This is a genomic window from Mesobacillus subterraneus (assembly GCF_000934845.1).
Taxonomy (GTDB): domain Bacteria; phylum Bacillota; class Bacilli; order Bacillales; family Cytobacillaceae; genus Mesobacillus; species Mesobacillus stamsii.
The window spans coordinates 1-24,228 of the sequence record NZ_JXIQ01000067.1 but is presented as its reverse complement, the minus strand read 5'-3'; the positions used below and the strand labels follow the sequence as shown (position 1 = coordinate 24,228).

Sequence of the window (24,228 nt, the reverse complement as noted above, 5' to 3'; positions counted from 1 at the left end):
AGTCATTCAAGAATCCCACTCGTTAAACCGTAAGGTTTAGGGCTTGCCCCTTTAGGGGTGGGAGTCTCAAAAAACACCATTCAATGCGACCGTTTTTGTAGGAGCTTTGTCTGTAATAGCTGCAAATGTGCTATCGATTGAAACGATTATCAAGTTTGTCAATTTCGGTGCTTTAACATCGTTTATGTTGTTGAACTTGACCGTGTTCGTGTACTTCTATCTTAAAAAGAAAGAACGCGGTACGAGAGGATTTTTTCAGTATGTAGTGTTTCCACTAATCGGATTTGGTGTGATCGCGTATGTTTGGTCTGGTTTTGACAAAATGACCTTCATTGTCGGCTTTAGCTGGCTGGTAATTGGAGTCGTAATCGGTGCGATTAAATCTAAGGGATACAAAGAAGTACCTGCTGCTTTGAAGGACCTATAATGCCGTATAATCCCCAGGGCATTTCTATAGGGAAGGATTCAATCATTTGAAAGGGAGGAAAAAATGATGACCAGTGCACAAACAAATATTGTACCCATTAGCGGAGGCTTCCATGTATGGACAAGAAGAGTAGGGGAAAGCCCAATCAAGGTTTTGCTGCTACATGGGGGACCTGGAAGTACTCATGAATACCTGTCTTGTTTTGAAAATGAATTGCCGCCCGAAGGAATAGAAATATATTTTTATGACCAGCTAGGATCGTATCATTCAGATCAGCCGAATGATCCTTCGCTTTGGAATGTAGAACGATTTAGAGAAGAAGTAGAAGAGGTTCGTAAATACTTGGGCTTGGATCAGTTTTATCTGTTCGGTTCTTCCTGGGGCGGATTGCTCGGTATGGAATACGCATTGAAATACCAAGAGAATCTAAAGGGATTGATCATATCCAATATGACAGCCAGTATTGCATCCTATGTGGAGCATATCAACCACCTGCGTGACCAGCTTCCTGCCGACATCGTCACGACGATGAAAGCATATGAAGCAGCAGAAGACTATGAAAATCCTGAATACCAGGAGCTGATTCAGATCCATTTGAATGAAAAACATATATGCCGCCTTGTTCCATGGCCAGAGTCCGTGGTCAGAGGATTTTCGCGAATGAATCCTCAAGTGTATAACACGATGCAAGGACCTAATGAATTTTTGGTTAACGGAACGTTCAAGGATTGGGATCGCTGGGACGATATCCATGAAATCAAAGTGCCGACACTGATTCTGGGCGGAAAATATGACTCGATGGATCCGGAAGACAAAAAAGAAATGGGCAGACGTATCCCCAACTCACGCGTAGGCATTTGCGAAAATGGCAGCCATCTATCGATGTGGGATGATTCCGAAACCTACTTTGCTTTCATTAAAAACTTCATTAAGGATGTGGAAGCTGGGAAGCAAATTGGACCAGCAAATCATTCAGCAAAAGCATAAAAACAGCGACGAGGGCAACAGCTCTCGTCCCTTTTTTATTTAATGGCGGAGAGCAGGGAAAAATCTCAAAGAATAAGCGTTTTTCCGAGCGGCAGGAACACATTTTACTCTTTTTTCAGATAGTCTTCCTCAAATTTCTTAATCGTCCTGCTAATACGGTCGAACAAGAGTAACTTCGGACAGGTTTGGCAGGAAAAGACGAAAAGTAGTCCGAACAAGGGGCCAACTTCGGACAGGTTTTGGAGGAAAAAGCGAAAAGTAGTCCGAACTAGAGTCAACTTCGGACAGGTTTTGTGGGAAAAGGCGGAAAGTAGTCCGAACAAGAGCCGAGTTCGGACAGGTTTGGCAGGAAAAGACGGAAAGTAGTCCGAACTGGAGCCAAGTTCGGACAGGTTTTGCAGGAAAAGGTGAAAAGTAGTCCGAACTGGAGCCAAGTTCGGACAGGTTTTGCAAGAAAAGGTGAAAAGTAGTCCGAACTAGGTCCAACTTCGGACAGGTTTTGTGGAAAAGAGGAAAAGTAGTCCGAACAAGGGCCAAGTTCGGACAGGTTTTGGTGGAAAAGAGGAAAAGTAGTCCGAACTTGGGCCAACTTCGGACAGGTTTTGCAAGAAAAGACGGAAAGTAGTCCGAACAAGAGCGAACTTCGGACAGGTTTGGGAGGAAAAGTCGAAAAGTAGTCCGAACAAGAGCCAACTTCGGACAGGTTTTGCAGGAAAAGGAGGAAAGTAGTCCGAACAGAGTCCATCTTCGGACAGGTTTTGCAGGAAAAGAGGAAAAGTAGTCCGAACAAGAGCGAACTTCGGACAGGTTTGGCAGGAAAAAGCGAAAAGTAGTCCGAACAGGGGCCAATCGTTACCGTCTAAAAAAACGCCTAGCATACAAAAGTTTCCCTTCTTATGTTATGGTTGAACCGCCACCACCAAACCGGGTGATTAGGAGAAAAAAATGTCGACGAGAGTTGGCAATGCAATTTTTTTCGCTGACAAAAGTCTGATTTGTGGGTAAAATTATCAAAACGAGAGTAAGAGGGATTATATGAATAATCGACACTATGAGGTATTGAAGGTCTTGCTCGAAAGGGACCAAACCTTTTCTGTAAAAGAGTTGGCTGATATCGCGGGGTGCTCGGAGAAAACGATCAGGAATGATTTTAAAATAATAGACGATTGGCTCGATGCGGAGACGAACTTGCGAATGGTTAGGAAGCCAGGTCTGGGGATTTTTATCGACGGGAACCAGCAAGAAAAAGCAAATATTTTCCAAAGAGTGAAGAAAATGAACGGCGATGAGGTTTCGGATACTTTAAGGAAGCTGAACATTATCAAAATGCTGTTGTTAAAAGATGGGCCCTCCACATTACAAGACTTTGCTGAGCATTTTTATGTCAGCAAGACTGTGATTCGGAGTGACCTTGAAGAAATAGAAGAGTGGCTCGCAAGGTTTGAGTTGCGATTATTAAAGAAGCAGGGGCATGGAATTGAAGTGATTGGCGTAGAAAAGAGTTGGCGAAGTGCACTTTCCCAGGTTACCCATTTGATCATCCAAGCGGCTGCGGAGGAACGGAGATCGGTTGGGAGTATATTTGAACAAGGGGAAATTGATTTTACGAGAAGCAGGTTAAGGAAATTGGAAGGCGAACTTGGGTTTTCTTTTACAGATGAGGCGCTTGAAAATCTAGTGACCCATATTTTAATATCGATTAAAAGGGTGAAGCAAGGCAGCAGGATTGAGCTTTCGAATGAGGAGATAGCCCAGATAGAAAGAAAGGCTGAATATGGGATAATCCGTCAGTTTGCCAAGGATCTTGAAAAAGCTATGGCAATCAACCTTCCTAAGGAAGAAATAATGTATATCACTGTTCGAATCCTTGGTTCGAGGATTTATTATCCTTCCACGATTGATGTGGCGAAAATGGGAAATGAGTTGGCAAAACTGGATCAGGATGCTGTTTCTTTTACCAAAAAGTTGATATCAGCCGTTTCTGATGTGACGGGAGACCCATATTTTAATGACCACCATTTGTTGATCGGGCTAGCATTGCATATGCAAACGACTTTTTACCGGCTAAAGTACTCTTTTCCAGTGAAGAACCCGTTGCTGTACGACATAAAGAGAATGTATTTTACGCTATTTGAAACGATTTTTTATGTGATGCCAGCTGTTTTGCAAGAGGAAAAAATCACTGTTCCTGAGGATGAAATCGCCTATATTACCCTGCATTTTCAGGCTTCATTTGAGAGGCTTGGCAAGCAAACTTCTACCAACAGGAAGGTGCTGCTCGTCTGTTCGATGGGTGTAGGCATGTCGCAGCTGATGCAGACGAAGCTCGAAAGGAAATTCCATCATCTTGAGATCGTCGGGACTTCCTCCGTCAAAGATAGCAAAAAAGAAATCAACGAGAAAAAACCAGATCTGATCATCAGTACCGTACCATTTGAAAGTAGCTCGGTACCACTAATCACGGTTTCTCCTTTTCTAATGCTAGAAGAAGAAAGGAAGATAAAAGACTTTTTAGAGAATCCTGTTCCTGAACAACTAGCAAAAAACTATCCGACCATCGGCTGGCTGATGGAAAAAGACTTGATCTTGATAAATTCAGAACGGAATACCAGGCCGGGAATCATTGGCAGACTCGCAGACCTTCTGATAGAAAAAGGAGCTGCAAAACCTGAATATAAGCAATCTGTTTACTTGCGGGAAGAACAGTCCTCTACCGTTATCGGCAGCGGCATTGCGATTCCGCACGGAAACCCTGATTTTGTCGATGAAGCCAAACTAGCCGTCGCTCTGTTCCAAAACCCGATCCAGTGGGGGAGTGAAAAGGTTTCAGTAGTGTTCCTGCTGGCAATTGATCATAAAAATAAAGGCATGTTAAAAGAGTTGTTCAAAGAAATCTCACGGTTGATGGATGATCAAGCAGCCGTGCAGAAATTAAGGGAATTATCATCAGCTGAAAAAGTGTGGAAGTTTTTTCAGTAAAAGTGAAAGCGTTTTTCCTTAATTGCATATTGCCGGAACTTACGGTAAAAGTAGTACTTTTGGATTGGTTCGTTTCGGGTATGATAAGGATGTAATTATTGTTACTCTATTTTTCGAGGAGGTATACAAAATGAAGTTATTGGCGATTACATCCTGTCCAAATGGTATTGCTCATACGTATATGGCAGCAGAAAATCTTCAGAAAACGGCTGAAAAGCTGGGTGTTTCCATTAAGGTTGAAACGCAAGGCTCGATCGGTGTGGAAAATGAATTTACCGCTGACGAGATCGAAGCAGCCGACGGCATTATTATTGCAGCAGATAAAACGGTAGATAAAAGCCGGTTTGTTGGAAAAAGGCTGTTTGAAACTGGTGTTCAAGATGGTATCCACAAAGCAGAGGATTTAATTAAGCGCTTTGAAACTGGGAATGTACCAGTGTATAAAGGCGATCACCAATCGACAATTAATAAATTGAAGGAAGAAAGAAAGAGCAAGCAAAACCCTGTTTACCGCCACTTGATGAATGGAGTTTCTTATATGATCCCATTCGTTGTTGTTGGCGGACTATTGATCGCTCTTGCTTTAGCATTAGGAGGGGAACCGACAGATACTGGCCTGGCAATTCCGGAAGGGTCGATGTGGAACAAGGTTCTTAGTGTAGGTGCAGCAGGTTTCACATTCATGGTGCCAATTCTTGCTGGATTTATCGCAATGAGCATTGCGGACCGTCCGGGTCTTGCTCCTGGTATGATCGGCGGCTATATTGCAGCAAATGGAAGTTTTTACGACAGTGAAGCAGGTGCTGGTTTCCTTGGAGGAATCCTTGCTGGTTTTGTAGCTGGTTACGTTGCGAAGTGGATTAAAACTTGGCCGATTCCGAAAATGCTTCAGCCAATTATGCCGATTCTGGTTATTCCGCTTTTAGCATCATTAGCGGTTGCATCTTTGTTTATCTTCATAGTCGGTGCTCCGATTGCAAGTTTGATGGATGGATTGACTGCCTTCCTTAATGGAATGCAGGGCGCAAGCAGCATTGTGCTTGCTTTACTCCTCGGCGCGATGATTTCATTTGATATGGGTGGTCCTGTCAACAAGGTTGCCTTCCTGTTTGGTGCAAGTATGATTGGCGCAGGAAACACCGAGGTGATGGGGGCAATTGCAGCAGCAATCTGTGTCCCGCCGCTCGCTATGGGCGTCGCAACTTTATTGAACAAGAAGAAATACGAAGAAGCCGAACAAGAAGCAGGAAAAGCGGCACTGGCAATGGGTCTCGTAGGGATCACGGAAGGTGCTATCCCCTTTGCTGCAAAAGATCCGCTGCGCGTTATTCCTAGTATTATGGTTGGATCCATGCTCGCATCCGTTATCGCCATGCTTGGCAATGTGGGCAATAACGTCCCACACGGAGGACCGGTCGTAGCTGTTCTTGGAGCGATAACAAACCCAGTTATGTACTTCATTGGCATTCTTGCAGGAGTCTTTGTCGCAGCCTTTATGGTAAACGTATTAAAAAAGAACGTCTAAATCAACTTTGCGAAGCAACTGATAGGAGTGTTATCGATGAAATTAACCGATTTGACGAACCGCGAGCTAATTAGCACAGAGCTTAAAGGCTCCACACAAAAAGAGATTATCGATGAAATGATCGAAAAGCTTGATGGAGTAGGTGTGCTTAAATCAAAGCGTAAATTCAGGAAGGCGATTGAAAAACGGGAAGAAGAAGGCAGCACAGGAATCGGTTTCGGTATTGCCATCCCTCACGGCAAGTCAAAAGCTGTAACATCTCCTCAGGTTGCTTTTGGCATTAAAAGGGAAGGAGTGGATTGGAAAAGTGCCGATGGCTCATTGGCCAAGCTCATCTTCATGATTGCAGTTCCCGAAGAAAGCGCTGGGAACGAGCACTTGAAAATCCTGCAAATGCTTTCCCGTAAATTAATGAATGAAGAGTTCAGAGAGTCGCTGATCCATGTCCAGACAACAGACGACGCATATAAGCTGCTTGAAGAAATCGAATAGGAAAAATGCAGAGGAGAGATGAATCAATCTCTTCTCTTTTTTATGGAAGGAGACAGTAATCATGCTTGAGAAAATTCATAAAGGCTTGGTTGTATCGTGTCAGGCTTTGGAGAACGAGCCTTTGCACAGCCCGTTTATTATGGGCAGAATGGCGCTTGCGGCAGAGCACGGAGGAGCTGTAGGAATCCGGGCAAATACAGCGGCGGATTTATATGAAATCAAGAGGAATGTAAAACTCCCGGTAATTGGAATTGTAAAGCAGGACTATTCGGACTCCAAAGTCTACATCACGCCTACGATCAAAGAAGTGGAGGAGCTAGTCTTTGCTGGAGCTGAGATGATTGCCACCGACGCAACAAAGCGAAAACGTCCTGGTGAAAACGATCTGCAAACCTTTTTTACAGAAGTAAAACAGAAATTTCCGCAACAACTGCTGATGGCAGACATAGCGACGGTGGGAGAGGCATTTTTTGCGCAGGAATTAGGATTTGATTGTGTTTCCACTACTTTAGTCGGCTATACCGTTGAAACAGCTGGACAGAAAGTATATGATCATGACTTTCAGCTTTTAAAAGAAATGATTGCTAACGTAAACATTCCGGTAGTTGCTGAAGGAAATATTCTTACGCCAGAGATGGCCAAAAGATGCTTGGAATTAGGTGCCCATGCGGTTGTTGTTGGGGGAGCGATCACGCGGCCGCAGACTATTACGAGAAGATTTGCGGAAACGATGAAGGGGCCGGATCCACAGAGTATGACATGGATCTGTAAATGAAAGAAGCATCGGGAACGACTGCGTTCCCGATGCTTCTTCATTGATCCATTACAATACTTTTCCTAGAAATGCTTTAGTACGTTCGTGTTGTGGGTTACCAAATAATTCACTAGGTACATTTTCTTCCACGATAAAACCGCCGTCCATGAAGATAACGCGATCGCCGACTTCACGGGCAAAGCCCATTTCATGCGTGACGACGACCATTGTCATTCCTTCGCGGGCAAGATCTTTCATTACCTCGAGAACTTCTCCGATCATTTCGGGATCAAGCGCGGAGGTAGGTTCATCGAACAACATAACCTTTGGTTCCATTGCAAGAGCTCTGGCAATAGCGACACGCTGCTTTTGGCCGCCGGATAACTCTCCCGGATAGCTATTCGCTTTTTCCTCGAGCCCTACTTTTTTCAGAAGTTGAAGGGCTGTCTGTTTCGCTGCCTCTTTGTCCGCACCCCTCGCTTTGATTGGGGCCAGCGTAATGTTTTCCATCACGGTCATATGCGGAAAGAGATTGAAGTGTTGGAACACCATCCCTACTTCCTGGCGAATTTTATTGATGTTGATTTTCGGGTCGGTGATATCATGTCCATTGACAATGACATGGCCATCTGTGATATCTTCAAGCCTATTCAAGCATCGCAGGAAGGTACTTTTTCCAGAACCGGAAGGACCGATGACACAAACCACTTCCTGCTCCTTCACCTCTGTACTAATATCTTTTAACACTTCGAGTTGCCCGAAGGATTTTTTTAAATTATCGACTTGAATCACGCTCATCGCTGTTCATACCTCCTCTCTAAATAGTCGCCGAGTTTGGTAAGTAAGTATATTAGAATGAAATACATTAATGCTACCATTCCCCAAATTTTAAAAGGTTCATAGGTTGCTGATACAACGACTTGTCCTCTTTGTGTCAGTTCCGCAATGCCGATGACGGATAAGAGAGACGTGTCCTTCAGGCTAATGATCGCCTGGTTTACAAAGGTCGGCAGCATCCTTCTTAATGCCTGCGGCAAAATGACATAACGCATCGTCTGCGCACCGGTCAGACCGAGTGTTCGTGCCGCTTCCGTCTGGCCTTTGTCGATAGACTGGATGCCGGCTCGGACGATTTCGGCGATATAGGCACCCGCATTGATGGCGATACCAACTATCCCGGCAGTGACTGGCTGAAGCGATATGAACGGCAGGGTATTCAAGCCGAAATAAATAAAGAATAATTGAACGAGGAAAGGTGTTCCGCGGACAAAGTTTATGAACCAAATCGCGACCCACCTTAAAGGTGAAATCGGTGAAAGGCGGAAAAGTGCTGTAATTAACCCGATGATGAATCCGAACAGCAACCCAATTACGGTGATATACGCTGTCAGTTTTAACCCGGCCCATAAAACGGGAAGGGCCTCCTGGAAAATCTCCATATTCAAGCTCCTTTCATTTCTCGAAAAAGACAGCGCGCTTTACAAGAGCGCGCTGAAAATGTTGTTACTCTTTGTGCTGAAAATTTTTTACTCTCCAAGATACGTTTTTAAGATCTCGTCATACTTGCCATTATCACGAATTTTTTGAAGGCCGCTGTTTATTTTGCTAAGCAGGTCCTGGTTCGTGCCTTTTTTTACAGCGATACCATACTGGTCGCCGTTCAAGCGATCTCCGACGGTCTTCAGGTCAAGCTTGCTTGTTTTAATCGCATACGCGATAACAGGGTAGTCTTCAATCAAAACATCTGCATTCCCATTGGCAACTTCCTGGAACATCGATGGGCTGTCATTGAACTGTCGAACTTCCTTAATGCCAGCTTCTTCTTTGATCTTCTCGGCATATTGAGCACCTGTTGTACCATTTTTAACGGCGACGACCTTGCCTTTCAAGTCATCCATGCTAGTAATGTCACTATTATTTTCTGACACAACAAGTGTTAACCCGGCATCAAAGTATGGATCGGAAAAGTCGACTTTTGCTTTGCGCTCATCGGTGATGCTCATACCAGCGATGGCTACATCCAATTGATCAGCAAGAATCGCAGGAATAATTCCGCCAAAGTCCATCGGCTTCAATTCAATTTTAAAGCCTTCTTCCTCGGCAATCGCATTGATGACATCAATATCGATTCCCTTATACTCGCCGCCCTCTTCAAATTCAAACGGAGGATAAGTCGTATCGACCCCAACAGTATACGTTTTGCCAGCGTCGCCACTTCCCCCGCTAGTTGTTCCATCGTTCGATCCGCATGCAGCTAAGACAAGCATCATTGCCATTAAAAAGCTCACTAACTTTACTCTTTTCATCCAACCCCTCCACTCTCTTGCTAATTCAGTTCATAAGTCATGATATCAAAGATATTCAGTTTAATGCAATGGAAAAAACTTTCGGGACTTTTGGCGGCGGGAGGAAAGGAAGGTTTGTTGTATATTTATGTAACGAAAAGAGTAAACACAGTGGATTAGGCAGTCCTTTTTGAGATAAGCATTGAGATCACCTTTAAGACAGACTACTATTAATTTAAAGGCAGTTTACGGATGTTCTTTTTCCTATGGAAATTAATTTGAAAGGGCGGATGTTAACATGGAAAGCAGCAAATACCTGTTCAAAATCTTATGGAATCGCACTTGTTACAGAAAAGTGCAGTTATCAGGGAAATCACACGCTTTTGGATCTTCACAAATTAATACAAAAAGTACGCAAGCCATATGAAAGAAGGGTGCAAGTTAAAGTTAGCGCCCTTCTTTTTCTTTGTTCTCTAATAGAGCTCAAATGTTGTCCGAAGTAGGCACCAGTTCGGACAACTTTCCGGCTTTTCCCGTAAAAGCTGTCCAAGTTTCTTCCACTTCTTCCACATTGGCACTGAGAATAATAATTTTAGTAATGTTTGATTGAGTTTCTCCGGCAAGAGAGGAAAAATGCATGGATACAGCCCGAAAAGGCGGGTGTTTTTTAGATTTCCCCACTTCTATACGGCCAGCTCATCTCGATGGTTTCCGCTTAGGCATACCAATATCCCTCCTAATTTTTTACCAGTATATATAAGAACGTTGAGGAGATGATATCCTAAATTATGTAGTGTCACGAAATAAGTTTCTTTGCAAGATAGAGTCATGATATGATAAAAAAAGTCTCATATAAGGGGGCTTCGAGAATGAATTCACTTAAGTCAACAGCCATGTGGCTCGCCGGGGTCCAATGGTTATTTTTTATGTTTGCTAATACGGTTGTCATTCCGATCACGATCGGGCATGCTTTTGATCTCTCCGCGGCAGAGACAGCTTCGGCATTGCAGCTTTCGTTTATTTTTACAGGTGTAGCCTGCATTCTTCAAGTATTGATCGGTCATAAGTATCCGATTATGGAAGGTCAGGCGGGCCTATGGTGGGGGGCAATCCTCAGCATTGCTGCCTCAGCTTCGGCAGCCGGCTATACCCTGACGGAAGTAGGAGGTTCTCTATCACTCGGTATCATCCTTTCAGGAATCCTTGTTGCCACCCTTGGACTTTTAGGAATTGGCAAAATCCTCGACAGGATGTTCACTCCTGTTGTGATGAGTGCGGTGATGTTTTTGCTTGCAAGCCAACTGATCCTTATTTTTGTGAAAGGAATGTTTGGTATTACCGAAAATGGCGGGATAAATATGCCTGTTGCTACTCTTTCGGTTTTTCTTGTCATCCTGGTCGCATTTCTTACTATAAAAGGACCAGGCTTAATCAGTAACTTCTCTATTTTGATCGGGATTGTTATTGGATGGATCCTTTTTGCATTCTTTTTCGATACAGAGCCGCAAGCGGAAGCAGGATCAGGGAATTTGTTCATGCTTTTTCCATGGGGGGAACTGCATTTCAACTCGGGAATTGTCTTATTCGCTGTTCTTGCCGGTTTGGTGAATACGACAAATACGATGGCTTCTGTGAAAGGGGTCGCGTCCATTGTGAAAAAAAACCCAGATGAGGGAACATACCGCAGGGCGTTCCTGCTTACCGGAGCAAATTCGGTTTTTGCAGGACTCTTTGGCCTAGTTCCTTATGCGCCATACATCTCATCGATTGGATTCCTTCAGTCGACGAGGATCATGAACAGGGCGCCGCTTTTGATTGGAGGCGGATTGTTTGCGATCCTTGGCCTGGTGCCTCCTCTCGGTTCGTTTTTTTCTACTCTTCCTGCAAGTGTGGGGAATGCAGTCCTCTTTGTTGCTTATCTTCAGTTATTTAGTGGAGCCGTCAGGAATCTTGAAGGGATCGAACTGAGCCATAAAACAATATACCGTATTGCCGCACCGGTCCTATTCGGAATAGCCTTGATGAATATACCGGCATCTGCATTCAGTACAATTCCAATGATGATTAGACCGCTCGTGTCCAATGGAATGCTGATGGGAATTCTTTTGGCAATTCTCTTGGAAAATACTGTCCGATGGGATAAATTTGACCGGTAAAAGAATAACGTACAGAACAGTCCTGCTTTTTAATTTGATTTTCCTTTCCTCTTCAAGGCAGGATAAAGGCTTATGGCAAGATGGATGTTCAAGAACTGGCTGCTGTCTGAAAGGCTTACCCCGAGGATTTCTTCAATCCTTTTTAGTCGATACATCAATGTATTCGTATGGATATGCAGGGATTCTGCCGCTTCCTTTGCTTTTTGGTTATGTTCAAGCCAGGCAAACAAGGTTGGCATTAGCTCGCCTTTTTTTGATTTATCATATGTTATCAGCGGACCAAGCACTTCCTCCATAAAATCTGTAAGGTCTCCTTCTGAATTTTGGAGGAGAAGTCGCTGTACTCCTAAATCCCTGTAACTGATGATTTGGTTTTTTGCTCCATTGCTCTTGATAAACTGGATACACTTTGCCGCCTCCTGAAGAGATTTGGAAGCCATCATTAGACCAGAGTGGATCCGGCCGATCCCAATCGAAACGGTTGTGCCCCAGCTTTTTAGAGCAATTTCTTTTTGAAGCAGAGATACCAGCTCTTTTACATTTTGTGAAGCGAAGGTTGTCGATACTTTCTGCTGAAAAGCGAGTATGACGACGATTTGGTCCTGTCTTTTGGCTACAATGCCTTTAAGATGATTTTGCTGAAAAGCTCTGTTTGCCATTGAAGCCAGATGTCTTAAAATGCTTGTCCTCTTCTGGAAATCATCGACATTGTCCAAATGGACGATAATTGCCATGAAATACCCATTTTGATCAAAGTCAAAAAGCCTTGCCTTCTGTAGAATGGACTCATCCAGTTGCCCCTTTGATAGCCCATCAATCAATTCCCCGTGCATTCGCTCTTCAGCGTCAAAAACCGCCTGGTTCTTCACAAGTTCCAGGGATAGGACAGTACACGCATGTTCGAGAGCTGAAATATCAACCGTACTGATTTCATCTCTGGCTGCAATCGCCAGCGCCCCAAGAAGCCTCGGCTTTGTGCCGACTGGTAAAATGGCGAGCCTGGTTCTGTCGTCGTGAATTTGCTCATAGGTTGGAAAGTTGCTGAATCCCGAGCCTTTTAGTTGGGATATAGCTGTAGATCTTGCCCTTTCAATATCTTCCTCAGGGAAGTCACTGTCATGGGAGGCTGCAATCAGCTCTCCAATTTCATCAAAAAGAAGCAATTGCAGTCCGATTTTTTTGTGAAGAAAACCAAGAATGGACGGAAGCCCCTCGCCATTCAGAACGAGATCGGCCAAACTGTTGTGTATTTCCACCGACCTGGAAAGTGCGAGGTTCTGCTCGGTTATCATGTTGTTCAGATGTTCAAGCTGTTTGACTGCATTTTCCTGTTCCCTGTATAAGCTTGCTTTTTCGAGCGCCACAGCAGCCTGATGGGTGATGGCCTGAAGGAGATTAATGTCTTCAGCAATGAATCGTTGCGATGGGTCAAAAGAATCGAGGGTAATAACTCCTATGCATTCACCCTTCAAAAAAATCGGGGCGCAGATGGTTGAATAGGGAAGGGTTGGAATAGACTCCATCATAAGCCTCATATTTTTAGCTGAAAGGGTTGCTGTTGCTCTTTCAACCTCGGTTCGATTGGAGAAAATGAGGCATTGCTTAGCTGTGAATGCAAGCCCAGTCATCGATTCTCCAGGCTTAAGACGTACTTCCTCGAGGATATTGGATTTAAATTTGCTATCAGATTTGGCTGTCAATACATCGTTTTCTTTGTCATATAAAAACAAAACGCCTCCGCCTGCAGCATCGATAACTGAAACCGTCTGAACCATAATGGAATCAATGATTGTATCGATCTGCAGGGAAGAATTCAACACATTGGATACCTGGATGAGTAATTGCAGCTGCCTGTGGCTCAGCGTTTCTTTCATAAATACACCCCGCTTTTGTTAGAAAACACAAAAAATATGATCTTCTTGTTTATAATATCAAAAAATTCTCCCGATTTTGTGAAAAACACTAATTGTTTGAAAGAAATTTTGTGGAAAAACACATAGAAAAGAATACTCAAACATTTATAATTATTAAAAAATTCAAAAATTGTTTTAGGAGATGTTCGCATGGTAAATCCAAACCGGCTTTGGGAAAGGCTGCAGAAGCTTAGTGCAATTGGAGCGACTGAAAATGGAGGAGTTACCCGCCTTTCTTTTACAAAAGAAGAACGAGAGGCAAAAAAATTAGTTGCTTCATTTATGAAAGAGGCTGGCCTCTCTGTCAGGGAAGATGAGGTGGGGAATCTGATTGGCAGAAGGGAAGGCATTTCTGCAGGAGCACCAGCGGTTCTAACGGGGTCGCATATTGATTCTGTTTATGACGGCGGGAATTTTGACGGGCCACTCGGAGTGATTGCCGCAATTGAGGCTGTCCAGACTTTCGAGGAGGAAGGGATTGCAACTGAGCATCCAATTGAAGTGATTGTATTTACGGATGAAGAAGGAGCTCGTTTCAGTTTTGGAATGATTGGGAGCAGGGGGCTGGCAGGTATCTTGACCCGGGAAGAACTGGAGAATCAGGATAGGCAAGGGAAAAGCATTGCTGAGGCAATGGCTGAAAACGGAATGGATCCTGAAAAATACAAAGATGCTGCCCGGAAAAAAGGAGGGGACGTCAAAGCGTACATAGAAGTTCACATCGAACAAGGGAAAGTACTAGAACGCGAAGGCCTCTCCGTTGGTGTTGTTTCCGGTTTGGCTGGCCCGCTTTGGCTGAAGTTTACGGTGGACGGCGAGGCTGGGCATGCTGGCAATACACCGATGGTAGGCAGACATGATGCTATGGTCGCTGCTTCGAAAATGATTGTGGCTATCGAAGAGGAAGTGAAAAGGATTGGCTCGACTGTCGGAACGGTGGGCCAGCTTCAAATTTTTCCAGGAGGAATTAATATCATCCCAGGCAAGGTCGAATTCTCACTAGACCTACGAGATATCAATGAAGAAACAAGGGACAAGGCTGAACAGGCAATTCTGCAAAGATCCAAAGCGATTGCCGAGGAGCATGGAGTAAGATTATCAGTTGAGGATTTGCAGCGGATTCCACCGGCTCCTTGTTCCAAGGAAATCCAACAGGCAGCAACAGAGGTACTTGAAGAAAATGGAATGCGGGCAGTAACCCTTCCAAGCGGGGCAGGACACGATGGAATGCAATTTACGAATTTTTGCCCAATAGGAATGCTTTTTGTCCGCTCAAAGGGAGGAATCAGCCATGATCCGGCAGAATGGAGTTCGAAGGAAGATTGTGCCGATGGGGCGAAAGTACTCTGCGGAACACTAAAGAAACTAGCAGTTGCAACATTTGAAGTGAAATCCAATTAAAAAAAGGAGTTGGCGTCATGGAAACGAGTGCAACATTGAATCTTAACCGACTTGCAGAAGAAATTTCAGATCAGGTGATCGAATGGAGGAGATACCTACACAGCCATCCAGAGCCATCCTTCCATGAACAAGAAACGGCTCAGTTCGTATTCGACACGCTCTCCGGCTTCGACGGACTGGTATTGTCCCGTCCAACAGAAACGAGTGTCATGGCAAGGCTGATTGGTACCCAGCCAGGAAAAGTACTGGCGATGCGGGCAGATATGGACGCCCTGCCGATTACCGAAGAAAATGATTTTGAATTTAAATCGCAAAACCCTGGTGTCATGCACGCTTGCGGCCATGATGGACATACTGCAATGCTTTTGGGTACGGCGAAGGTGCTGTCCAGCTTAAAAGACCAAATGAAAGGAGAGGTTCGTTTCCTATTCCAGCATGCGGAGGAATTGTACCCTGGCGGCGCGGAAGAAATGATTTCTGCAGGTGTCATGGACGGAGTCGACCTTATTATTGGCACACACCTCTGGGCCCCAACTCCTGTCGGCAAGGTGGGCGTTGTTTACGGACCGATGATGGCTGCTCCTGATACATTCTGGATCACTGTCAAAGGCAAGGGCGGACATGCCGCACTCCCTCACCAAACCATTGACTCCATTGCAGTCGCGGCGCAGATTGTCACAAACCTACAGCATATTGTTTCAAGAAACACGGACCCGCTGGATAATCTCGTCCTTTCTGTAACCCAGTTCCTAGGCGGGACCACTCACAATGTCATCCCGGGTTCTGTCCAGTTGTGCGGAACGGTCCGCAGCTTCGATCCGGCACTTCGTGAGTCAATGCCAGCAAAAATGGAGCGTATCATTAAAGGAATTACGGATGCCCATGAAGCAAGCTACGATTTCAAATACGAATTTGGCTACCGTCCAGTCATTAATGATGAGGAAGTAACCAAGGTGATTGAAGAAACAGTCCGCGAGGTTTTTGGTGACGAAACTCTTGACCTGATGAAGCCGAATATGGGTGGAGAAGACTTTTCAGCGTTCCAACAAAAGGCGCCTGGTTGCTTCTTCTATGTAGGAGCTGGAAATGAAGATAAAGGGATTGTATACCCGCATCACCATGAGCGTTTCACCATTGACGAAGATTCAATGGAAATTGGGGTAAAAACATTTCTGCATGCTGCCTTTAAATTTCTAAAATAAACGGGAAGGCCGGCCGTTTTTGCCGGTCCCAGCTTACGGAAATGTTTTTCGAAAAAAACCCGAGAAAATTCCGGGCAAAATCATAGGAGGTAATAGACAATGAAAATTCAGCACTTATTGGCCTTCATTCCGTTTATCGGGCTGTTCGGTGGCTTATCGTTCGCCAACAAAGTGACCCCTTACGTTTTAGGAATGCCATTCATTTTATTTTGGATCGTATTATGGGTTGTTCTCACCTCAGGGATCATGGCAATGGTGTACAAGCTTGACCCAGCTGCCGGGAAGGAGGAGACTGAATGAATTCCGCACTATTCATTATTTTTGCATTCCTGCTATTGTCCATTTACCTCGGTGTTCGAGCTAAGAGAGGAAAGGACATGAACCTTGAACAATGGACAGTTGGCGGCAGAGGCTTCGGTGCTATTTTCGTTTTCCTTTTGATGGCTGGCGAAATTTATACCACGTTCACTTTTCTTGGCGGAAGCGGATGGGCTTATGGAAAAGGCGGCCCGACGTTTTACATCCTCGCTTATGGATGTCTCGCATATATTATGAGCTACTGGCTTCTCCCAGCAATCTGGAAGTATTCGAAAGAAAAAAATCTAATGTCGCAGTCCGACTTTTTTGTCAGCAAGTATAACAGCCCGTATCTCGGCGTACTTGTTTCGATTGTTGGGGTTATTGCACTAATTCCTTATCTTGTCCTCCAATTGAAGGGCCTTGGCATCATCGTTTCTGAAGCATCCTACGGTTCTATTTCACCTACAGTCGCAATTTGGATCGGTGTTATTTCCGTAACAGTTTATGTCATGATTTCCGGTATCCATGGTTCTGCCTGGACAGCCGTCGTGAAAGATGTCATGATTCTTGGCATCGTCTTGTTCCTGGGGATCTACCTTCCAATTCACTACTACGGTGGCTTCCAACCGATGTTTGAATCAATCGAGGAAGCAAATCCAGGATTTCTTGTACTGCAAGATTCTGGGATGAGTATTTCCTGGTTCATCTCAACGGTCATGCTGACTGCTCTAGGATTTTACATGTGGCCGCACACATTCGGTTCCATATATTCAGCACAGAATTCGAATGTTTTCCGTAAAAATGCAATCGTCATGCCTTTGTATCAGCTTGTCCTCCTATTTGTATTTTTTGTAGGATTCGCCGCAATTTTGCAAGTTCCTGGACTGGAGGGGGCAGAAGGGGACCTCGCACTCCTGAAATTGTCCATTCAGGCATTTGACCCGTGGGTTGTTGGGTTCATCGGCGCAGCGGGCTTACTGACGGCCATTGTCCCAGGTTCCATGATTTTAATGGCGGCATCGACATTGCTTGCTAAAAACGTGTATAAAGTTTTCGCTCCGAATACTTCGGATGAAGCGATTTCCAAGTTGGCCAAGAATTTGGTGCCGGTTGTTGCTCTAGTTGCATTGGTTTTCACCTTCAATGGTGGCAATACACTCGTCACCTTGCTTTTAATGGGTTATAGCCTTGTGACCCAGCTATTTCCGTCTCTTGTCAGCAGCTTGTTCAAAAATAATTATGTAACCAAGCAGGGCGCTTTCGCTGGAATTCTTGTAGGGGTACTAACAGTAGCCTATATCACCATTTCAGCCCAAACGGTCGGAACTATGTTCCCATCCTTGCCGCAGGCTATTAAAGACCTGAATGTCGGTATTATCGCGCTAGTGCTCAATATTATCGTTACTGTAATTGTAAGTGCAGCAACCAGAACTGCGCTCGTAACGGGAAAAAATAGCTCAGAAGAAATTGCTTAAACGAAAAACCCGTACAGGACCATTCCTGTACGGGTTTTTCGTTGTGTAGAAAGCCATTAAGCAACTACTGCATAATTAAACTGGATGCTTCCTGTCCCTTTTAAACCCGCTCAATCCTCACCGCACAAGCCTTAAACTCCGCTGTTCCTGCGAGGGGGTCGGTTGCGGAATTGGTTAACAGATTTGTGCTTACCTGGTCAGGGAAGTGAAAGGACATAAAAACGAGTCCTTTTGGTTGTTTTTTGCTGATGCTGATTTTGGTCACGATGCTTCCTCTTCTTGAGCTTATCCTTACTTGGTCGCCGTCTTGCAGTCCGTATTTGGCGGCGTCCTCGGCGTGGATCTCCAAGGTTTCTTCGGCATTTTTCCCTTTTTTATAATCTCTTGTTTGCACGCCTGTGTTATAAAATTGCAGTCTGCGCCCGGTCGTCAGCGTCAATGGAAAGTCCTCATCGGGCTCCTCGGCTGGGGGCTGGTAGTGGGTTGGCATGAACTTCGCCTTCATTCCTACTTCATCTGACCAGAGACGGCTATGGAGAAACGGGGTCCCTGGATGAGTTTCATCAGGACATGGCCATTGCAGGCCGCCTTCTTTGTCGATCCGTTCGTACGTTACACCGGCAAAATTAGGGGCGAGCTTGCGGACTTCCTCCCAAATTTCCTCTGCCGACTGGTAGTTCCAGTTCGCTCCCATTTTATTGGCGAGGTCCTGGATGATGTCATGATCATGCCGGGCGAGTCCTGGCCCTTTTAATGCCGGGCGGACGCGCTGAATCCGGCGTTCGGAGTTCACGATTGTCCCATCATTTTCCGCCCAGCCTGTTGCTGGGAGGACGACATCGGCAAGCATCGCTGTTCTCGTCAATAAAATGTCCTGAACAACGAGGAAATCGAGGTTTTTGAAAATCTTTTCTATCTGGTGGCCATTGGCGTCCGATTGGACCGGATTTTCCCCTATCACATAGACAGCTTTTATTTCATTTTTCTCCATCGCCTCGAGCATCAAGGTTTGATGCTTGCCATGTTTTTCAGGAACCGGGGTGCCCCACACTTGCTCATGAAGTTTTCTTCCTTCAGGGTCATCAAAATTCCAGCCGCCAACGAGCCTGTTCGGCAGGGCGCCCATGTCACCGCCGCCTTGGACGTTGTTTTGGCCCCTCAGCGGATTCAATCCTGAGCCATATTTGCCGATTTGTCCAGTCAACAACGCTAAATTTATTAACGCAAAGACATTTTCAGTACCATTATGATGTTCGGTAATCCCGAGCGTCCAGCAGATGGTTGCTTTATCCGCAGTTGCATAAAGTCGGGCGATCTCGCGGATATCTTCCGCAGGAATGCCGGTGACTTCCTCGGCAAATTCCGGGGTGTAGTTCTTAACTTCTTCCTTATAGTTCGCAAACTGTTCGGTTGCATGATTAATAAATCCCTTATCGACCAAGTCCTCTTCGATGATGACATGGCCCATTGCATTCGCGAGAGCAATATCCGTTCCAATACGAACTGGCAGCCATTTGTAGGCAAGTTTCGTCTGGTCAATTTGGCGAGGGTCAATGACGATCATTTTTGTGCCATTCTTTATCCCTCGGCGCATATGGTTAAAAATAATTGGGTGGCATTCTTGCGTATTGCTTCCCCAGACAAGAATCACATCGGTGTCCTCCAGTTCGTCATAAGAACCGGTGGCAGCACCCGTACCAAATACAGTCACCAGACCGGTGACGCTTGGAGCGTGTCAAGTTCGGTTGCAGCTGTCGATATTATTCGTGCCGATGACGGTACGCATGAATTTTCCCGCGAGATAATTTAACTCATTGGTGGATCTCGAGGAGCTGAAACAACCAAAGGCATCTGCTCCGTGGTTTTCTTTTACTTGTGAAAATTTAGTGGCTATCAGATGTAGCGCTTCCTCCCAGCTGGCTGGTGTTAACTCACCATTTTTTCGGATCAGCGGCTGAGTCAGCCTCCGGTCGCTACGGAGATATCCCCAGCCAAGAGCGCCTTTCACACATGTTTCCCCATGGCTCGAAGGGTTTTCCTTATATCCTTTTACTTTGCTAATCTTGTTATCTTCTGTTTCAACGAGCAGACCGCAGCCCGTACCGCAAAAACCGCAAATTGTTTCTACTTGATCCTGCATGCCGATTTTCTACCTCCCTTAATCAATTTCTTCTACAATCCGATCTGGCCTAGTATAGACGTTCAAAGAGCTGTTGCGAATAAATCCTACCGTCGTCATTCCGAGTTCTTCGGCAAGCTCCAGCGCCATTTCGGTCGGTGCAGATTTTGATAAAACAATCTCACAGCCGATTTTGGCAACCTTTGTGACGATTTCAGAGGAGATCCGTCCGCTGAAAACAATGATTTTATCCTCCAAAGGAACTTGATGACGCAGGCAATGACCGTATATTTTATCAAGGGCATTGTGCCGTCCAATATCCAGGCGGGACAGCAGGACCCCATCTCTCGTACAAAGTGCTGCGTTGTGGACCCCGCCTGTTTCCTGAAAAACAGCTGACCGAGTTTGCATCTCTTCCATTAAACGAAAACAATCCTGATAGGTTAATTGAACATTTACCTGTTTAAAATGGTGCGATAATTTCGCATCGTTAAAGAAAACAAATCCTTGCCTGCTTTTGCCGCAGCAGGAGGTGATATACCGCTTCGAGTGGAATTTTTCATAAAAGGCATTGGTATAATTCGTTTTCACATGCACAAATCCTTCTTTTTCCTGAGTCCATACATCATCGATATCGGTGAATTTCCTAATGACCCCCTCTGAAGCCAAAAATCCGATGACCATATCCTCGATATACTCCGCTGTGCAGACGAAAGTAGCAAACTCTTTTTCATTCAATTTGATCGTAAACGGTTTTTCCGTCGCAACAACGTCGTCCACTTTTTCAATCTTCCCATTTAGATAACGGGTAATGGTTCGGTTCGTTCTTGTCTGTGTCACGATCATTCGCCCCTCCCGTCCGCAAGCAAAACTAGCTATGCTGTTATTTCCGATTCATTTTGTTTACGAAGCTTCGCCATATCCACTCGGATTAGCAGGGAAATGATGAAGGCGGCGACGAATAACCCTGCAAAAATCGATAAGCTGCCAGCATACGAACCGGTTGTATCTTTTATATAAGCGGCGAACATCGGCCCCACGAGACCGGCCGCTGCCCATGCTGTCAAAATATAGCCATGGATGGCACCGAGCTGCTTTGTGCCAAATAAATCGCCGATATAGGCGGGGATAGACGCAAAGCCACCGCCATAGCATGTATAAATGACCGCAAGCATGACCTGGAAAAGGATGGCATTCGTTGTGTGTGGCAGCATGAAAAACAATCCGATTTGCAGGACGAAGAAAGTCGTATACGTATTCGGACGGCCGATGAAGTCAGAAATCGATGCCCAGCCAATTCGGCCAAGACCGTTGAAAATTCCAATTGCCCCGACCATCGCCGCCGCCGCCGCTGCCCCAATTCCGATCGATTCCATCGCGAGCGGTTTTGCCACCGCCAAAATCGCAATTCCGCAGGTGACATTGATAAACAGCATCAACCATAAATACCAGAACCGGGTTGTTTTTACCGCCTCGTTCGCAGTTAGCTGGGAAAGATCTGTTGCGGACTTTGCTGCACCTGACTCGACTTTTTCCTTATAGCCCTTCGGCATCCAGCCCTCCGGCGGTTTCTCCAAATACAAAGACGATGCCGCCATTAAAATGAAGTAAGCGCTTCCTAAAATAAAAAATGTGCTCGCGACGCCAACGCTTTCAATCAAACTGTTCATGATGGGGCTCGAAATCGCCGCAGCAAAGCCAAAGCCCATAATCGCAAGCCCCGTAGCAAGCCCACGCCGGTCAGGGAACCATTTTACCAGCGTTGAAACCGGTGCAATATAGCCAACTCCAAGTCCGATCCCGCCTAAAACCCCATAAAACAGATAAAGGAGAATTTTGGAGCCTAACAGGACGGCAATTCCCGAACCCGCAATCCCAATTCCAAAAAAAGTAGCCGCAAGCAGCCCAGCCTTCCTCGGACCATGCTTTTCCACAAAATGACCCAAAAACGCAGCAGAAAGACCCAAAAACAAAATCGCGATACTAAAGGTAAGCGCCACTTCCGAATCCGACCAGCCAAACAAATTTTTCAATGGGTTCGTAAAATTACTCCAAGCATAAACAGAACCAATCGAAATATGAATCCCCACAGCCGCAGCAGCAATCAACCAACGATTTTTCTTCGTTTCAGCCATTCGAACGTTTCCCCCTTTAAAAACTTGATTACAAGCTTTTTATACTGTATGACAAAAAGTGTTACGAAATTCTGACAAGATGAAATTCAGCGCAAAAATCTCTTGACCAAATGAAAGAGAGACATTATACTGTGTGTAACCGGTTACATTAATAGAGCGTAAGGAAACGGAGCGAATAAGATTGGTTACGATGAGAGATGTGGCTAAAAGAGTGGGAGTCTCAGTGGCAACTGTATCCAGGGTGTTAAATGATAGTGGATATGTCAAAGAAGACACGCGAAAAACGGTATTAGCTGCAATCGAGGAAATGAATTTTAAACCAAACTCCGTGGCGCGCAGTTTATTTAAAAAACAATCCAAGACGATTGGACTTATTGTCCCGGATATCAATAACCCTTTTTTCCCTCAGTTGGCAAGGGCAGTGGAAGATGTGACGAGTGAAGCGGATTTTACCGTATTTCTTTGTAATAGCGATGGCAAGATTGAAAAGGAAATTCGCTATTTTGATAGGTTACAGCAAAAATATGTGGATGGAGTCTTGGTCGTATCCAATACCCTGAAACCAGAACATTTATCCCAGTACCATTTTCCGATTATTGCTTTAGATCGACCTTTGGATTCCTCGCTTCCCTATGTTACCTGCAATAATTACGAAGGTGCTCAAAAGGCAACGCGGCATTTGCTAGAGTGTGGGTGTGGGAAGATAGCTCATATCAGCGGACCTGAAAATATCGCGAATGCGAGAGATCGATTACAAGGGTATAAAGATGTTGTCAGTGAAGTTGGCTTGTATGATGAAAATTTGATTATTCCCGCGGAATACCAAATCGAATCAGCCAAGCGGGCAGCTTTTAAATTGTTAACAAACTATCCTGATATAGATGGGATTTTTGCTGGCAATGACGTAATGGCCATTGGGGTGATTAAAGCAGCTGAACTGCTCGGTTATAAAGTTCCCGAGCAGCTAAAAGTAGTTGGATTTGACGGGATTGAGTTTGGGGATATAATAACGCCAGAATTGACAACGGTTTCACAACCAGTTTATCAAATGGGTTCAACCGCAGCGGCAATGCTGCTAGATTTAATAGAAGGAAAGCCGATTCACCAGAAGGAAATTACGTTTCAAGTTGAACTACTAGTGAAACGCTCCACACAAACATAGAAAGGGGCATGTTCCATGACCAAAAAAATCACTGTCATCGGCAGTATTAATATGGATTTAGTCACCCAGACGGATATTGTTCCAAACATGGGAGAGACCGTACTCGGGCAACAATTTTTCACTATTCCTGGGGGCAAAGGGGCAAATCAGGCTGTCGCCGCTGCAAAAATGGGAGCAGAAGTCCATATGATCGGATTAGTGGGGGACGATGCTTTTGGGCACGAGTATATCGATTATTTGCGCAAACAGCAAATTGATGTAAGTAATGTGAAACCGGTTACACATGGAAGAACAGGTGTCGCTACCATCGTTTTATCGGGTGGAGATAACTCCATTATTGTTGTCCCAGGTGCTAATAACATGGTTACACCAGAACTTGTTAACAGCATGGAAGGGAAAATAGCAGCAAGTGATCTACTATTGTTGCAACTGGAAATTCCGATAGAGTCCGTAGAAATGGCCGTTCAAATTGCAAAAAAACACGGGAAACAGATAATCCTTAACCCGGCGCCTTTTCAGCCTCTCCGAGAAGAATTGATTGAGAATGTCGACTATATAACACCAAATGAATATGAAGCAGAACTCTTGCTGGCGTCTGTAAAGGACCCCATTGCACTAAGAGAAAAATTGATCATAACCAAAGGCTCAAAAGGAGTCACCTTTTACGAAAAAGGACTAGAATGCCAACAAGACAGCTTCAAAGTTGAGACAGTCGATACCACAGGTGCTGGCGATACATTTAATGGAGCATTTGCCGTCGCAATCCTCGAGGGAAAAACGATCACAGAAGCTAGCAAAATCGCCGCCGCAGCCGGCGCCCTATCCGTTACAAAACTAGGAGCACAATCAGGAATGCCAACAAGGACAGAAGTAGAAGAATTTTTGCGGAAAAGGAAGACCTGCGGTAGTATGTCAA

At 45.0% G+C, this 24,228-nt stretch carries 19 protein-coding genes and 2 pseudogenes; 12 read left to right on the top strand and 9 right to left on the bottom strand.

Annotation, left to right across the window (positions count from 1 at the left end; genetic code table 11):
• The first annotated feature begins 106 nt into the window (after window positions 1-106).
• The 5 genes and pseudogenes from UB32_RS08100 (at window position 107) to UB32_RS08075 (ending at window position 7,185) form a co-directional block, all read left to right on the top strand.
• A complete protein-coding gene (locus UB32_RS08100) occupies window positions 107-427 on the top strand; it encodes a hypothetical protein (RefSeq protein ID WP_044392734.1) in 321 nt (106 codons plus the stop codon).
• Window positions 428-490: 63 nt separating this feature from the next.
• Entirely contained in the window at window positions 491-1,414 is a 924-nt protein-coding gene (locus UB32_RS08095) for a proline iminopeptidase-family hydrolase (RefSeq protein ID WP_241768451.1), read from the top strand.
• Window positions 1,415-2,449: 1,035 nt separating this feature from the next.
• Entirely contained in the window at window positions 2,450-4,393 is a 1,944-nt protein-coding gene (locus tag UB32_RS08090; protein ID WP_044392729.1) for a BglG family transcription antiterminator, read from the top strand.
• Window positions 4,394-4,523: 130 nt separating this feature from the next.
• Window positions 4,524-6,410, top strand: a pseudogene (locus UB32_RS08085) (fructose-specific PTS transporter subunit EIIC).
• 61 nt (window positions 6,411-6,471) lie between these two features.
• Entirely contained in the window at window positions 6,472-7,185 is a 714-nt protein-coding gene (locus UB32_RS08075; protein WP_044392725.1) for an N-acetylmannosamine-6-phosphate 2-epimerase, read from the top strand.
• A gap of 48 nt (window positions 7,186-7,233) precedes the next feature.
• Here the strand turns inward: UB32_RS08075 and UB32_RS08070 are convergent, their stop codons facing one another.
• The 4 genes from UB32_RS08070 to UB32_RS08055 all read right to left on the bottom strand — a co-directional run bounded on the left by UB32_RS08070 (window position 7,234) and on the right by UB32_RS08055 (window position 10,130).
• A complete protein-coding gene (locus UB32_RS08070) occupies window positions 7,234-7,962 on the bottom strand; it encodes an amino acid ABC transporter ATP-binding protein (protein WP_044392724.1) in 729 nt (242 codons plus the stop codon).
• Window positions 7,959-8,603: an amino acid ABC transporter permease gene (locus UB32_RS08065; RefSeq protein ID WP_044392722.1), complete on the bottom strand. Its 645-nt coding sequence runs from the start codon at window positions 8,601-8,603 to the stop codon at window positions 7,959-7,961. The genes UB32_RS08070 and UB32_RS08065 overlap by 4 nt, the downstream gene beginning before the upstream one ends.
• A gap of 87 nt (window positions 8,604-8,690) precedes the next feature.
• Window positions 8,691-9,470 carry a transporter substrate-binding domain-containing protein gene (locus UB32_RS08060; protein ID WP_044392721.1) on the bottom strand — a complete coding sequence of 260 codons (780 nt, stop codon included), beginning with the start codon at window positions 9,468-9,470 and terminating at the stop codon, window positions 8,691-8,693.
• Between the two features lie 462 nt (window positions 9,471-9,932).
• Complete coding sequence (locus tag UB32_RS08055) at window positions 9,933-10,130, bottom strand: hypothetical protein (protein ID WP_044392720.1); 198 nt, start codon at window positions 10,128-10,130, stop codon at window positions 9,933-9,935.
• Window positions 10,131-10,318: 188 nt separating this feature from the next.
• On the opposite strand from UB32_RS08055, the gene UB32_RS08050 reads away from it, so the two are divergent.
• The gene (locus tag UB32_RS08050; RefSeq protein WP_044392718.1) at window positions 10,319-11,605 is read left to right on the top strand and encodes a uracil/xanthine transporter; all 1,287 of its coding nucleotides are present in this window, start codon (window positions 10,319-10,321) and stop codon (window positions 11,603-11,605) included.
• Between the two features lie 29 nt (window positions 11,606-11,634).
• Here the strand turns inward: UB32_RS08050 and UB32_RS08045 are convergent, their stop codons facing one another.
• On the bottom strand, window positions 11,635-13,479 hold the full coding sequence (locus UB32_RS08045; protein WP_044392716.1) for a helix-turn-helix domain-containing protein: 1,845 nt from the start codon (window positions 13,477-13,479) through the stop codon (window positions 11,635-11,637).
• Between the two features lie 189 nt (window positions 13,480-13,668).
• Between UB32_RS08045 and UB32_RS08040 the strand changes: the two genes are divergently transcribed.
• From UB32_RS08040 to UB32_RS08025, 4 genes are all read left to right on the top strand, one after another.
• A complete protein-coding gene (locus tag UB32_RS08040) occupies window positions 13,669-14,919 on the top strand; it encodes a Zn-dependent hydrolase (protein WP_044392714.1) in 1,251 nt (416 codons plus the stop codon).
• 17 nt (window positions 14,920-14,936) lie between these two features.
• A complete protein-coding gene (locus UB32_RS08035) occupies window positions 14,937-16,121 on the top strand; it encodes a M20 family metallopeptidase (RefSeq protein ID WP_044392713.1) in 1,185 nt (394 codons plus the stop codon).
• A 99-nt stretch (window positions 16,122-16,220) separates the two neighbouring features.
• Window positions 16,221-16,421, top strand: coding sequence for a DUF3311 domain-containing protein (locus UB32_RS08030; RefSeq protein WP_044392712.1), 201 nt, complete (start codon window positions 16,221-16,223; stop codon window positions 16,419-16,421).
• Window positions 16,418-17,896, top strand: a complete 1,479-nt coding sequence (locus UB32_RS08025) for a sodium:solute symporter family protein (protein ID WP_044392711.1) — start codon at window positions 16,418-16,420, stop codon at window positions 17,894-17,896. The genes UB32_RS08030 and UB32_RS08025 overlap by 4 nt, the downstream gene beginning before the upstream one ends.
• A 100-nt stretch (window positions 17,897-17,996) precedes the next feature.
• On the opposite strand, the gene fdhF is transcribed toward UB32_RS08025, so the two are convergent.
• The 4 genes and pseudogenes from fdhF to UB32_RS08005 form a co-directional block, all read right to left on the bottom strand.
• On the bottom strand, window positions 17,997-19,904 hold the full coding sequence (gene fdhF / locus UB32_RS20765) for a formate dehydrogenase subunit alpha (RefSeq protein ID WP_347230909.1): 1,908 nt from the start codon (window positions 19,902-19,904) through the stop codon (window positions 17,997-17,999).
• Window positions 19,887-20,036: pseudogene (locus UB32_RS20760) on the bottom strand (hypothetical protein); the annotation flags it as partial. The gene fdhF and the pseudogene UB32_RS20760, both read right to left, overlap by 18 nt.
• Before the next feature lie 18 nt (window positions 20,037-20,054).
• The gene (gene fdhD, locus UB32_RS08010) at window positions 20,055-20,855 is read right to left on the bottom strand and encodes a formate dehydrogenase accessory sulfurtransferase FdhD (RefSeq protein ID WP_431305967.1); all 801 of its coding nucleotides are present in this window, start codon (window positions 20,853-20,855) and stop codon (window positions 20,055-20,057) included.
• Window positions 20,856-20,890: 35 nt separating this feature from the next.
• Window positions 20,891-22,150, bottom strand: a complete 1,260-nt coding sequence (locus UB32_RS08005) for an L-lactate MFS transporter (protein ID WP_044392705.1) — start codon at window positions 22,148-22,150, stop codon at window positions 20,891-20,893.
• Between the two features lie 181 nt (window positions 22,151-22,331).
• Here UB32_RS08005 and UB32_RS08000 point away from each other — a divergent pair, with 181 nt between their 5' ends.
• Window positions 22,332-23,312, top strand: a complete 981-nt coding sequence (locus tag UB32_RS08000; protein ID WP_044392703.1) for a LacI family DNA-binding transcriptional regulator — start codon at window positions 22,332-22,334, stop codon at window positions 23,310-23,312.
• A gap of 15 nt (window positions 23,313-23,327) precedes the next feature.
• Window positions 23,328-24,228 (top strand): ribokinase (gene rbsK / locus UB32_RS07995; RefSeq protein WP_128721517.1); only part of this gene is annotated, 901 nt, incomplete at its 3' end.

What these genes read in the sequence shown, in the direction of transcription:
- UB32_RS08040 (WP_044392714.1), top strand. Translation starts at nt 13,669, where the DNA reads ATGGTAAATCCAAACCGGCTTTGGGAAAGGCTGCAGAAGCTTAGTGCA.
- UB32_RS08060 (WP_044392721.1), bottom strand. Translation starts at nt 9,470, where the DNA reads ATGAAAAGAGTAAAGTTAGTGAGCTTTTTAATGGCAATGATGCTTGTC.
- UB32_RS08065 (WP_044392722.1), bottom strand. Translation starts at nt 8,603, where the DNA reads ATGGAGATTTTCCAGGAGGCCCTTCCCGTTTTATGGGCCGGGTTAAAA.
- UB32_RS08090 (WP_044392729.1), top strand. Translation starts at nt 2,450, where the DNA reads ATGAATAATCGACACTATGAGGTATTGAAGGTCTTGCTCGAAAGGGAC.
- UB32_RS08050 (WP_044392718.1), top strand. Translation starts at nt 10,319, where the DNA reads ATGAATTCACTTAAGTCAACAGCCATGTGGCTCGCCGGGGTCCAATGG.
- UB32_RS08045 (WP_044392716.1), bottom strand. Translation starts at nt 13,479, where the DNA reads ATGAAAGAAACGCTGAGCCACAGGCAGCTGCAATTACTCATCCAGGTA.
- UB32_RS08030 (WP_044392712.1), top strand. Translation starts at nt 16,221, where the DNA reads ATGAAAATTCAGCACTTATTGGCCTTCATTCCGTTTATCGGGCTGTTC.
- UB32_RS08035 (WP_044392713.1), top strand. Translation starts at nt 14,937, where the DNA reads ATGGAAACGAGTGCAACATTGAATCTTAACCGACTTGCAGAAGAAATT.
- UB32_RS08025 (WP_044392711.1), top strand. Translation starts at nt 16,418, where the DNA reads ATGAATTCCGCACTATTCATTATTTTTGCATTCCTGCTATTGTCCATT.
- UB32_RS08005 (WP_044392705.1), bottom strand. Translation starts at nt 22,150, where the DNA reads ATGGCTGAAACGAAGAAAAATCGTTGGTTGATTGCTGCTGCGGCTGTG.
- UB32_RS08095 (WP_241768451.1), top strand. Translation starts at nt 491, where the DNA reads ATGATGACCAGTGCACAAACAAATATTGTACCCATTAGCGGAGGCTTC.
- UB32_RS08075 (WP_044392725.1), top strand. Translation starts at nt 6,472, where the DNA reads ATGCTTGAGAAAATTCATAAAGGCTTGGTTGTATCGTGTCAGGCTTTG.
- UB32_RS08070 (WP_044392724.1), bottom strand. Translation starts at nt 7,962, where the DNA reads ATGAGCGTGATTCAAGTCGATAATTTAAAAAAATCCTTCGGGCAACTC.